11 protein-coding genes and 4 pseudogenes are annotated in these 11233 nt (G+C 51.7%); 11 read left to right on the plus strand and 4 right to left on the minus strand.

Annotated elements, in window-relative coordinates; all coding sequences use genetic code 11:
- Nucleotides 1–27: 27 nt before the first annotated feature.
- A complete protein-coding gene (locus GHH_RS04305; protein ID WP_015374233.1) occupies nt 28–1563 on the minus strand; it encodes a cation acetate symporter in 1536 nt (511 codons plus the stop codon).
- Complete coding sequence (locus GHH_RS04310) at nt 1563–1904, minus strand: DUF485 domain-containing protein (protein WP_015374234.1); 342 nt, start codon at nt 1902–1904, stop codon at nt 1563–1565. The genes GHH_RS04305 and GHH_RS04310 overlap by 1 nt, the downstream gene beginning before the upstream one ends.
- Nucleotides 1905–2219: 315 nt before the next feature.
- Here GHH_RS04310 and GHH_RS04315 point away from each other — a divergent pair, with 315 nt between their 5' ends.
- The 3 genes from GHH_RS04315 to GHH_RS04325 all read left to right on the plus strand — a co-directional run bounded on the left by GHH_RS04315 (nt 2220) and on the right by GHH_RS04325 (nt 5846).
- Nucleotides 2220–3635 carry an amino acid permease gene (locus GHH_RS04315; protein ID WP_015374235.1) on the plus strand — a complete coding sequence of 472 codons (1416 nt, stop codon included), beginning with the start codon at nt 2220–2222 and terminating at the stop codon, nt 3633–3635.
- A 424-nt stretch (nt 3636–4059) separates the two neighbouring features.
- Entirely contained in the window at nt 4060–4800 is a 741-nt protein-coding gene (sigI, locus tag GHH_RS04320; protein WP_041470423.1) for an RNA polymerase sigma factor SigI, read from the plus strand.
- Nucleotides 4797–5846 carry an anti-sigma factor domain-containing protein gene (locus GHH_RS04325; protein ID WP_015374237.1) on the plus strand — a complete coding sequence of 350 codons (1050 nt, stop codon included), beginning with the start codon at nt 4797–4799 and terminating at the stop codon, nt 5844–5846. Before sigI ends, GHH_RS04325 begins: the two co-directional genes overlap by 4 nt.
- Nucleotides 5847–5858: 12 nt before the next feature.
- Here the strand turns inward: GHH_RS04325 and GHH_RS04330 are convergent, their stop codons facing one another.
- Nucleotides 5859–6059, minus strand: coding sequence for an alpha/beta-type small acid-soluble spore protein (locus GHH_RS04330; RefSeq protein ID WP_015374238.1), 201 nt, complete (start codon nt 6057–6059; stop codon nt 5859–5861).
- Between the two features lie 117 nt (nt 6060–6176).
- Here GHH_RS04330 and GHH_RS04335 point away from each other — a divergent pair.
- The 8 genes and pseudogenes from GHH_RS04335 to GHH_RS19115 all read left to right on the plus strand — a co-directional run.
- Nucleotides 6177–6416 (plus strand): annotated as a pseudogene (locus GHH_RS04335) (sugar ABC transporter substrate-binding protein); the annotation flags it as partial.
- Nucleotides 6417–6549: 133 nt separating this feature from the next.
- Nucleotides 6550–6729, plus strand: a pseudogene (locus GHH_RS19690) (sugar ABC transporter permease); the annotation flags it as partial.
- Nucleotides 6725–6997: pseudogene (locus tag GHH_RS04340) on the plus strand (ABC transporter permease subunit); the annotation flags it as partial. The pseudogenes GHH_RS19690 and GHH_RS04340, both read left to right, overlap by 5 nt.
- 165 nt (nt 6998–7162) lie before the next feature.
- Complete coding sequence (locus GHH_RS04345; RefSeq protein ID WP_015374240.1) at nt 7163–8407, plus strand: MFS transporter; 1245 nt, start codon at nt 7163–7165, stop codon at nt 8405–8407.
- Between the two features lie 85 nt (nt 8408–8492).
- Nucleotides 8493–8692, plus strand: a pseudogene (locus GHH_RS04350) (glutathione-dependent formaldehyde dehydrogenase); the annotation flags it as partial.
- 61 nt (nt 8693–8753) lie between these two features.
- Nucleotides 8754–8909 carry a hypothetical protein gene (locus tag GHH_RS19105; protein WP_011230440.1) on the plus strand — a complete coding sequence of 52 codons (156 nt, stop codon included), beginning with the start codon at nt 8754–8756 and terminating at the stop codon, nt 8907–8909.
- Nucleotides 8906–9073, plus strand: a complete 168-nt coding sequence (locus GHH_RS19110) for a hypothetical protein (RefSeq protein WP_011230441.1) — start codon at nt 8906–8908, stop codon at nt 9071–9073. The genes GHH_RS19105 and GHH_RS19110 overlap by 4 nt, the downstream gene beginning before the upstream one ends.
- Complete coding sequence (locus GHH_RS19115; protein WP_015374241.1) at nt 9066–9215, plus strand: hypothetical protein; 150 nt, start codon at nt 9066–9068, stop codon at nt 9213–9215. Before GHH_RS19110 ends, GHH_RS19115 begins: the two co-directional genes overlap by 8 nt.
- 56 nt (nt 9216–9271) lie before the next feature.
- On the opposite strand, the gene GHH_RS04360 is transcribed toward GHH_RS19115, so the two are convergent.
- Nucleotides 9272–11041, minus strand: coding sequence for a B12-binding domain-containing radical SAM protein (locus GHH_RS04360; RefSeq protein ID WP_015374242.1), 1770 nt, complete (start codon nt 11039–11041; stop codon nt 9272–9274).
- Between the last annotated feature and the right edge of the window lie 192 nt (nt 11042–11233).

Here is an 11233-nt window from a genome sequence, read left to right on the forward strand (position 1 = left end):
TTTTGGGCCAGCCCCTTCTTTGCTGTGTTACACGCGTCCTATCCCAGTATTTGCTTTGACGACAATTTCCGTATATTTCTTTTCATCCGATTTTTTCGACGAGACGAGCGTGCCAACGATCGCACCGATAAAGCCGAGCGGAATCGAGATGATGCCCGGGTTGGCGAGCTTAAAGAGCGGTTCGCCGACGAAAATGGCGGCGCCCGGCTGCGGCGACCAGACGTTCGGGCTGAAGAAGACGAGCACCAAGGCGCTGATCAGGCCGACAAGCATCCCCGTAATCGCTCCAGTCGTGTTAAAGCGGCGCCAGAAAATGGTGAATACGATCGTCGGCAAGTTGGCGCTGGCGGCGACCGCAAATGCGAGCGATACGAGGAACGCGACGTTCATTTTTTGTGCAAACAGCGCTAACAAAATCGACAACACCGAGACGCCGACGGATGCCCAGCGGGCGGCGAGCATTTGTTCTTTTTCCGTCGCCTGGCCGCGCCGCAAAATATGGCTGTAAAAGTCATGGGCAAACGCCGAGGCGGCTGACAACACAAGTCCGGCGACAACGGCCAAAATCGTCGCAAAGGCGACGGCAGAGACGAAAGCGAACAAGAAATCTCCGCCAAGCGCTTCCGCCAACAGCGGGGCGGCCATATTGCCGGCCGGGTTGGCGGCGACGATTTTGTCATAGCCGACAAACGCGGCGGCGCCAAACCCCAAAAAGATGGTCAGGACATAGAAAATCCCGATGATCCATGTCGCATACACGACCGATTTGCGCGCAGTCGGGGCGTCTTTGACCGTAAAGAAGCGGATCAAAATGTGCGGCAGCCCGGCCGTCCCCAACACGAGCGCCAAGTTGAGTGAAATCGTATCGAGTGGATCCTTAAACTTGTTGCCCGGGTTTAAAAACGCCTCGCCAAGCGGCGTCGCTGTTTTCATTTCGTGGAACATTTTGGCGATGCTGAAATCGAATTTGGCAAAGACGATGATGGAAATGATAAACGTACCGACCATCAGCAAGACGGCTTTGACGATTTGCACCCAACTCGTTGCTGTCATGCCCCCGAAGACGACGTACACCGTCATCAAAATGCCGACGATCAAGACGGAATAAATGTAGTCTAGACCCAACAGAAGCTTGATGAGGCCGCCGGCGCCGACAAGCTGGGCGATCATATAGAAAATCGAGATGGCGATCGTATTTAACGCCGCGACGCCGCGCACTTTCTTATCGTCAAAACGGGCGGCGATCATATCGGCCATCGTGTATTTGCCGAGGTTGCGAAGCGGTTCGGCGACGATATACAAGACGACAAGATAAGCGACAAGGAAGCCGATGCTGTAAAAGAAGCCGTCAAATCCCGTCAGCGCGATCATGCCAGCGATTCCTAAGAAGGATGCGGCGGACATATAATCGCCTGCGATGGCGAGCCCGTTTTGCCAGCCGGTGAGGCTGCTGTCCGCGGTGTAAAATTCGCTTGTCGTTTTCGTCCGTTTCGAGGCGTAGTACGTAATGACAAGCGTCAAGGCGACGATAATGAGGAAGAGGAAAAAGGCGAGCCCGTGCATTACGTGTTTCCTCCTTCCGCTGCTTCTTGCTTCACTTGCTCGACGATGGCATCAAATTGTGCTGCGCGTTTCGAATAAAGGATGCATAAGGCCCATGTCATAATAAACTGCGCAAAGGCAAACAGCCACGCCCAGCTGACCGGCCCAATCGCTGGTGCGTTGAGCGCTTTCGAATACGACGTCAACACCGGAAGGGCGAAGTAAAAGACGAAGAAAAAGACGGTGGCTGGGATGATGAAGCGCTTCTTCGCCTGAATGAGCCCGCGGAACGAAGCGGATTGAGCGATGGCATCATAGTTGATGCCGCCCTGGTCGACCCTTGATTGTTTTTTCACTGCCATTGTAATCCCTCCTTGTCATTAAAGCGTTTTCAAAAAGGACTATGAACTGTTCTGCCGCAAACGGTGGATGTGCCCCCCTTTCTGACACAAATTTGTCACACATTCATTATACATTTATCTGAAAAATTTGTAAATTGATGTTTTTTGTTATTTTTAAAAACTATTTTTTGCTTTACCGCACAAAACGGAGAAAATTTTTTTGCTGTTTTTCTTATTTTCGCACTTTACAAAAAAACAAGGATCATGTAGAATGTCAACTGTATTCGACAATAAAATTCAACAATTTTCTACAAAAAACGACAAGGGGAGACATCTATGAATTTGTTTCGTAAAAAACCGATTCAATCGTTGCTTAAGGAGTCGGGGACGAAAGGAGCTTCGCTGCGAAAAGAGTTAGGTGCATTCGACTTGACGATGCTCGGCATCGGCGCCATTATCGGGACAGGCATTTTCGTCCTGACCGGGGTGGCGGCGGCGGAACATGCTGGTCCGGCTCTCGTTCTTTCGTTCGTTTTGTCTGGGTTGGCGTGTGTGTTTGCGGCGCTTTGCTACGCCGAGTTCGCCTCGACGGTGCCGGTGTCAGGGAGCGCATACACATATAGCTATGCGACATTCGGTGAATTATTCGCTTGGATTTTAGGCTGGGATTTGATTTTGGAATATGGGATTGCTTCGTCGGCGGTCGCTGTCGGTTGGTCCGGTTATTTCCAAGGGTTGCTTGCCGGTTTTGGCATCGAGCTGCCGAAGGCGCTCACGAGCGCGTATGATCCGGCGAAAGGAACGTTCATCGATTTGCCAGCGATTTTAATTATTCTGTTCATTACGTTTTTGTTGAACTTAGGCGCCAAAAAATCGGCGCGTTTTAACGCGGTGATCGTTGCCATTAAAGTGGCGGTCGTGCTGCTCTTTTTGGCGGTCGGTGTTTGGTACGTCAAACCGGAGAACTGGACGCCGTTTATGCCGTATGGCTTCTCTGGCGTAGCGACCGGCGCGGCGACGGTGTTTTTCGCTTACATCGGCTTTGATGCGGTGTCGACGGCGGCGGAAGAAGTGCGCAATCCGCAGCGCGATATGCCAATTGGCATTATCGTCTCGTTGCTTGTGTGCACATTGTTGTATATTGCGGTTTCGCTCGTATTGACAGGCATCGTTCCGTACGAGCAGCTCAACGTGAAAAACCCAGTGGCGTTTGCGTTAAACTATATCCACCAAGACTGGGTGGCGGGCTTTATTTCGCTCGGGGCGATCGCCGGCATTACGACCGTGCTCCTTGTGATGATGTATGGGCAGACGCGTCTCTTCTACGCCATCAGCCGCGACGGTTTGCTGCCGAAAGTGTTTGCCCGCATCAGCCCGACGCGCCAAGTGCCGTATGTCAATACGTGGCTGACGGGAGCGGCTGTAGCGGTATTTGCCGGCATCATTCCGCTCAACAAATTGGCGGAACTGACGAACATCGGCACGCTCTTTGCCTTTATCACCGTCTCGATCGGCGTGTTGGTGCTGCGTAAAACGCAGCCGGACTTAAAGCGGGCATTCCGCGTTCCGTTTGTCCCAGTCATCCCGATTTTGGCTGTCTTATTCTGCGGCTACCTCGTTCTTCAGCTTCCGGCGACGACATGGATCGGTTTTGTCTCGTGGCTGCTGATCGGTTTAGTGATTTACTTTATCTACGGCCGCAAGCATAGTGAGCTGAATGAAATGGCACGGACGGAAGAAAAGGCCGGATGAACGGCCAAACAATGAAAAAGGGGCTGACCCAAATGGGGAAACAGCCCCTTTTTCCATTATGTCAAATTTTTCGGCAACACCGCGTTTCACTCTTTTTTCATTTAGAAGGGTTCATCTCCACAAAGTGTACTTGACAAGTGAGGCTTTTTCGCGCGTCACCATGTCTGAAAAATGTTGATTTACTGATTTTCCCTTACAGAAGAAAGCGTGAGATGTTTTGAAACCGTCAAGCACAGAAATACATGATTTTTGCTGATGGAGGGCGTGTGCTCGGCGCAGGCGGCGTTGAGCCTTTTTGGGGACTTGTGTTCACTTGAGCGACTTGAAAAAATCCCCTTTGAGCGACGGCCATATTTGGGTTGCGATGTGCGAATAATATAAAGAACGAGCGTCAGTCCGGCTTTGTATAAGCGGGGTGAAAAGGGTGTTTGGGACATTATTGAAAAGAAGAGAGAGAACGCTTGAACGGACGGTTGTGGAAATTCAGCGGGGAAATGAAGCGTTGCGCAATGAGCTCATCCGGCAATATAAGCCGTTTATCGTTAAAACAGTCTCAAGTGTATGCAAGAGGTTCATTCATGAGGAAGATGATGAGGCGAGCATTGGACTGATCGCTTTTAACGAAGCGATTGAAAAATATGCGTTGCACAAAGGAGGTTCCTTTCTGTCGTTTGCGGAGCTGCTCATTAAGCGGCGCCTCATCGATTACATTCGAAAAGAGGTGAGAATGCGAGAGGCCATATGGCATGTCGAAGATGGAGAAAACGGCGAGCAGGCGGCGCAAACGTACGTAGATGCGAAATTATCGGTTGAGGAGTTTTATAGGCAAATCGAACAAGAACAGCGTCGGGAAGAAATTCTTCATTACCAGCAAGTGCTGAAACAATTCGGCATTCATTTTCACGATTTAGTCGAACAATCGCCAAAACATAAAGACGCCCGCCTCAATGCCATTCGCGTCGCCGAGTTGCTTGTGGCGAACGAGGAATGGCTCGCCCTGTTGTTTCGAAAAAAGCAACTGCCAATCAAACAGCTGGAAACGATGGCGTCGGTCAGCCGCAAGACGATTGAGAGAAATAGAAAATACATTATTGCGATCGCGGTTATTTTGGCAGGCGATTACATTTACCTAAAGGACTATATAAAAGGGGTGCTTTCATCGTGAAAAAGGGAATTGTGCTGGAGTTGGATGAAGAGTTCGTCACGGTATTGACGCCGGAAGGGGAATTTCTTCGATTGAAAAAAGAAAAAGAATGGGAGATTGGAGAAGAGGTCAAAGCGAATGCGGTTGGCCGTCCTTTTCCGTTTTGCCGCCGTTCGTTTCGATATGCGCTCATAAGCGTTCTGACGGCGGCCGCGGTGCTTCTGGCGACTTGGATTCAATGGCCTTCTAATGCGGTGTACGCCTACATGTCGATCGACATCAACCCAAGCATGGAAGCGGGAGTCGATGCGGAGCTGCGCGTGTTGACACTGAAGGCTTACAATGAGGAAGGAAAGAAGGTGCTGACGGCGCTTCCTTCCTGGAAACGTCAACCGTTTTCTTCGGTAGCGAAACAAATCATTGCGCTAAGCGAACAAAAGGGGTATTTAAAGAAAGGCGGGGAAGTGCTGATTACGACGGTGGAGAGGGAGCGCGACGCCTCTTCGGCGCGGAAGCTGTCTGCCGCGCTCGCCGATATCCAGCGGTCAGTGGCGGATGACCGGATTGTCATTACCACGGCCAATAGTACGATGGCCGTGCGCAACCAAGCTGTCAAACGGGGGATGACAACCGGAAAATTATTGCAAATCGAGAAAAAGGTGAAACCGGCCTCGTCTACATCCACCAAGCCGGACAAAGGGAACGGACAAGTCGGAAAGAGTGAAAAGAAAGCATCACCATCAAAAGGGAGAAAACTGGAACAGCCGGCGCAAGTGAAACAGAAGCATAGGGAACAGAAGACAAAACAGCAGAAAAAAGAAAAACAGATGCCGCACGAGCGGAAAAACCCCGGTTTAAATAAGGAAAGCTCTCCGTCAAACAAGGAAATGTCTCCGAAAGGGAAAAAACATGGAAACGCCAGACCATCGCGGCCGGGCGGTCATTATGTAGAGAAAAAAGCGGCAGGCGGCCGGCCGGATGGCAACGACCAAAAAGAGCGGCGCCATCCGGCCCATCCCGGCCGTCCTTCGGAAGCAATGAATTCCAAAACAAAAAAAGCCGAGTGATGGCGCTCGGCTTTATTCTGTTCTCCGGCCGGCCAGTTCGCTTTGCGCCTGGGCGACGAGCCGTTTTGTAATTTCCCCGCCGACGGAGCCGTTGGCGCGCGAAACCGTGCCAGCCCCAAGTTGCACGCCAAACTCTTGGGCGATTTCGTATTTGATTTGTTCCAACGCTTGTTCAATGCCTGGCACAAGCAGTTTGTTGCTTGAACGAGCCATATGAAATTCCTCCTTGATGGTTTTTTGATGAGGTATGATTAGTATGGACGACCGAACAAAGAGATATGGTTGGGAATTACAGGAGGAATTTTTCATTAAAAAAGATTGCAAATAAGATACGCTTTGCCGACGCGCAAATCGGTCGCTGCGGCACTAGGATTTGACAAAGATCCGCTGCGTGCACCGCTTGTCGCTGGCGCATCGTATGCAACTGTATGGCAAAACGGAACGAACTTGCCGATTATTACGAACAACTTCAATAACCAATTTGTCAGCGCTTTCCTCGGTGAACGTCCGCTTGCTGAGGCATTGAAAGAAGCGCAAAAAACGGCCAATAGCGAAATCGAGAGCAAATAAGGCGAATCAGCCCCTGGCAGACGGGCATGCTCTGCCAGGGAGCTGTTCCTTTCTTTCTAACCGCAGCTGTTTTCGGCTGCGTTAGAAAGAGAGGAATAGCGATTTTCGATTCTCGGCAAGGAGAGGGAATAAGATGAAAAGAATGTCAACGAAGCGAATGTGGCGCGAAGCGGGGGCAAGCTACCTGTTTTTGTCTCCTACTTTATTTGTGCTGCTTCTTTTTATTATCGGGCCGATTTGGTTTGCGATCTTTCTGGCCTTTCATAAAGTGCAATTGTTGGGCATGACATTAAGTGCAATTGTTGGGCATGACATTGCCGCTCGCTCGTCCAGCTCTGGCGGCTCAGGCCATTTTCGTCTTCATGGGTTCGTGGAACGATTTCATGCGCCCACTCATTATTTTGTCCGATCCACAGCTGTTTACGCTGCCGCTTGGCCTCAATAGCTTCAAAGGACAGTACATCAGCTATTGGAACTACATTATGGCGGCATCCATGGTGTTTACGCTGCCGGTGTTGGTCATTTACGCCTTTTTCAACCGCTACTTCATCAAAGGAATTTCGTTCACGGGCGGAAAATAACGGACGTTTTGTACAACGGTTTTCCGGTCATGACAAGAAGGGGCTGTTCGCCAAACGGAGGGTTGTCCTCCTTTGGCGGCAGCTTTTTTTCGCGCGGCATATCCATGAAAAAAACGCACATCATATAAGTGGAAATATCGACTTCATAAGAAAGGGACCGAAGCGATGGAATGGACGGTGCAGCTGTCAAAACAGGCAGGGAGGCAGGCTGGTCGGGGGTGGGCGGTCGCTGCGCTTGCCTCGATTCCGCTTGTCATGACGCTGGGCAATTCGATGCTCATCCCGGTGCTGCCGGCGATGGAACGGCATCTCGACATCACGCCGCTGCAGTCGAGCCTGCTGATCACGATGTATTCCGTTGTGGCGATTTTGTTCATTCCGCTGGCCGGATATATAAGCGACCGCATCGGGAGAAAAATGGTCATCGTTCCAAGCCTGTTGCTGGCGGCGGTGGGAGGGGGGCTGGCGGGATGGGCTGCTTGGCGGGTGAGCGACCCGTACGGCTGGATGATCGCCGGGCGCATGTTGCAAGGGCTCGGGGCGGCCGGGGCGTTTCCGATCGTTTTGCCGCTTGTCGGGGATTTGTTTCCGGATGAGGAGGAGGCAAGCCGCTGTTTAGGGACGGTTGAAACGGCGAACACGTTCGGCAAAGTGCTAAGCCCGATTCTCGGGGCGATGCTGGCTGGCATCATTTGGTTTTTTCCATTTTTTTCGTTCCCTGTCTTTTGCCTGCTATCGGCAGCAATGATGGTTTGGTCCATCCAGGTGCCGGCGCGTCGGGAGCGGCCGTTGCCGTTTCGGGATTTTATTGCGGTGGTGGCGGCGATTTTCCGCCGCGAAGGGCGTTGGCTTGTTGGTGTTTTTATGATCGGTGGTTTATTGATGCTCGTGTTATTTGCCTTTTTGTTTTTTCTTTCCAACCGTCTTGAAGACGTTTATCGCATTGACGGAATCAAGAAAGGATGGATGCTCGCCATCCCGCTCGGGGCGCTCTGCCTCGCTTCATTTGCGGCCGGGAAAGCGATTGGCGACCGGAAACAGCGGATGAAATGGGGCGCTGCAGCCGGCTCCGTTCTATTGGCGGCTGCGTTGGCCCTCGTTCCCCTTCATCCATCCCTTTCCGTTTGGCTGGCGTTGTTCTCGGCAGCCGGCATCGGCATCGGCGCTGCGCTGCCGTGTTTAGATGCGCTTATCACGGAAGGAATTGAGAAAAGCGAGCGCGGGACGGTGACATCGTTTTACAGTTCGCTTCGTTTTATCGGCGTGGCTGCCGGACCGCCGTTGGCAGCCTGGCTGATGAAAAGCGGCGCCGGTCCGCTTTTGTTCTTGCTCAGCGGGCTGGCGTTGCTTGGCGGAGCTCTTGTCGTTTGGCTGATCCGTCCGGAAGGAGAGAAAGGAGGAAGAGGATGAGAGCCGTCACATACCAAGGCATAACTTTGGCTATTCTGAAACGTTTGGCGGCTACCCGGGCGGGCAAGCTGAATATTTGCGCGTGCTTTCGCGCAACATTACGCTGAAAATGGGGCAGGCGCCGGTCATTCATTACATTCCGACGCTGTACGAATGGATCGTCGAAGGAAAATTCGACCCGACTGATATCATCACGAACCGTCTTCCTCTTGACGAGGCGCAATATGCATACGAGATTTTCGATGAAAAAAAGACGGCTGCATTAAAGTGGTACTCAAACCGTAGCGGCGCATAAAGTTGGCGCAGCGGAGACACGATAAGAAAAAATGCGGGAAGGAGGATCGATGTGACTGACATTGCATTCCCGGTTGCCCGCCTGCAAGACGGGACGCTTCGCCAGCTCCAGCAACTCGAACAGCGGCTGCGTGAAGAAACAGGAGAAGAAATTGTGCTTGTCGCTTATGAGCGGAAAACGGTTGATGAGGAGGAGACGAAACGATGATGAAGCGAAAAGTGAAATTTGACGCAGCGAAAAACAACAATAAAACGCCAACGGAAAGCTTGCCGGATACCGAATTTGCGGCACAATATGCCGGCGAGGAGGACATGATCCGCGGCGCGAACCGCAATTCGAAAAAAGGGCGGCAAGGAGGCGGGGATGGGTAAAGAGCAAAAAGGGCGGACTGCCCAACGAAATGAAGAAATGGCGTTTGAATGGGGCGATTTCGCTGCCCACGAGCCGCTTTGGATCATGGAGGAACAAAAACGGGCGAAAGAAAATGAAAAGAAACGAAAAAAGCAGGGATAACGCTCCCTGCTTTTTCGCGTGGTGCACAAAAAAGCCGTGCCTCCGGCGTTTGGCCGTTAGGCGGATGCCGAAGCGGACAAGGCGGACAGCGGCGCGGAAAACAGCGTTGCGCCGGTGCCGGACGGATCAAAATAGGCGACGATGGCCGTTGGCGCAAACGAGAGCTGCTTCGCGGCGATATAGCGGCCGACATCGATCGGCACGATTTCCACGACCGTATGTTTAAACAATTCCTTTTCCCCGAGCCCGAGGGCGGCAAAGTCCTCCCCAAGCGCCTCGGGGCGCTCAAGCAGCGCGCGGTAGACGGTCGTGCGCGTCGTTTTCTCCGTTTTTTCTTCCCACCACGGCTTGCGCGGTTTGTATTTTTGGTTGCGCAAGTAGTCGTATTTCATGAGCGATTCGGCGACAGGCAGGGCCTCTGGCGCACACGTACGTAAAAACTCATGCAGGCGGCGGAATAAATCCTCAAGCTGATGGCCAATGCGCGCCCAGCCGCGCTCATCCCAATACGCGCCAAATTGCTGGAAAAAGTCAAACGGCGATGGGAACACATCGGTCACCAAGTACTCGATCGTTTCGTCCATTCGATGGGCGTTCCAATACTTTTCGAGCACGTCTTCCACTTGCTTGATGCGGATGACGTCATCAAACGACAAGACGTTGTTGGCGAGCACTTCGTATGGCGCATGGTCCATATACACATAGCCGTACTCCTCGGCGCGCAGGCGCAACCCAGTGCCGCGCAGCAGTTTCAAAAAGCCAAGCTGCAGTTCTTCCGGGCGAAGGGCGAACACGTCGTTAAACGTCTTTCGGAACGAGTTGTAGTCTTCTTCGGGCAGACCGGCGATCAAATCCAAATGCTGGGCGATTTTCCCGCCTTCTTTAATCATCGTCACCGTTCGCGAAAGTTTTGCGAAGTTTTGCTTGCGCATAATGAGACGGTTCACTTCGTCGTTTGTCGACTGGACGCCGATTTCAAAGCGGAACAGCCCGGGCGGCGCCTCCTTGTTTAAAAACTCGATGACCTCCGGGCGCATAATGTCGGCGGTAATTTCAAACTGAAATACCGTTCCCGGTACATGTTCGTCAATTAAAAAGCGAAACATGTCCATGGCATAGCTGCGGCTGATGTTGAACGTCCGGTCGACGAACTTGATCGTCCGCGCTCCGTGCTTCATTAAATAGCGCAAATCATCCTTGATTTTTTCACGGTCAAAATAGCGGACACCTACTTCAATCGAGGACAGGCAAAATTGGCAGCTGAACGGGCAGCCGCGGCTTGTCTCCACGTAGATGATCCGGTTCGGAAGATGTGGGATGTCTTCCGGAAAGCGAAACGGCGACGGCATATCAGCAAGGCGGATTTTGTTTCGCTGCGGATTGACGACGATGCGCTTTCCATCGCGAAACGCCAGCCCTGCGACATCTGCCACTTCTTTGCGGCCTTCTAAGGCAAAGAGCAGCTGTTTAAACGTTTCTTCCCCTTCACCGATGACGATAAAATCCAATTCCGGCACCCGCTCCATCCATTCACGCACATCGTACGACACTTCCGGTCCGCCGGCGACGATGACAATATTCGGCGCTGCTTTTTTCAACAGCTTGACGACTTTGATCGTTTCTTCAATGTTCCAAATGTAGCAGCTGAAGCCGATGACATCCGGACGGCGTTGGTACAAATCAGTCACAATGTTCAGCACCGGGTCTTTGATCGTATACTCAACAAGCTTGACGTCAAATTCGGGCTGAGCGTATGCTTTTAAATAGCGGATGGCTAAATTCATATGAATGTATTTGGCGTTCAATGTCGCACAGACGATGTTCATCGCAACAAAACCCCTTTGTCTATAATATAGCAGCAAAACTCCTTTGTCTATAATCTATAGATGCAATTGGAAGCTTTCATTTGGCTTTAAGCGAGGGGGGAGAGTTGACTATCATGCAGTTTAGCCAAATGAAAAAGCAGAAAAACTTGTCGAACATTGTGGAAAAGAATTTTAAAAAATCTTCGTAAATCA

This window comes from Geobacillus sp. GHH01, from assembly GCF_000336445.1.
GTDB lineage: Bacteria > Bacillota > Bacilli > Bacillales > Anoxybacillaceae > Geobacillus > Geobacillus zalihae.

Bases quoted from the DNA above. Each gene is read 5' to 3' on its own strand.
- GHH_RS04305 (WP_015374233.1), bottom strand. From the start codon at position 1,563: ATGCACGGGCTCGCCTTTTTCCTCTTCCTCATTATCGTCGCCTTGACG.
- GHH_RS04310 (WP_015374234.1), bottom strand. From the start codon at position 1,904: ATGGCAGTGAAAAAACAATCAAGGGTCGACCAGGGCGGCATCAACTAT.
- GHH_RS04315 (WP_015374235.1), top strand. From the start codon at position 2,220: ATGAATTTGTTTCGTAAAAAACCGATTCAATCGTTGCTTAAGGAGTCG.
- GHH_RS04330 (WP_015374238.1), bottom strand. From the start codon at position 6,059: ATGGCTCGTTCAAGCAACAAACTGCTTGTGCCAGGCATTGAACAAGCG.
- GHH_RS04345 (WP_015374240.1), top strand. From the start codon at position 7,163: ATGGAATGGACGGTGCAGCTGTCAAAACAGGCAGGGAGGCAGGCTGGT.
- GHH_RS19110 (WP_011230441.1), top strand. From the start codon at position 8,906: ATGATGAAGCGAAAAGTGAAATTTGACGCAGCGAAAAACAACAATAAA.
- GHH_RS19115 (WP_015374241.1), top strand. From the start codon at position 9,066: ATGGGTAAAGAGCAAAAAGGGCGGACTGCCCAACGAAATGAAGAAATG.
- GHH_RS04360 (WP_015374242.1), bottom strand. From the start codon at position 11,041: ATGAACATCGTCTGTGCGACATTGAACGCCAAATACATTCATATGAAT.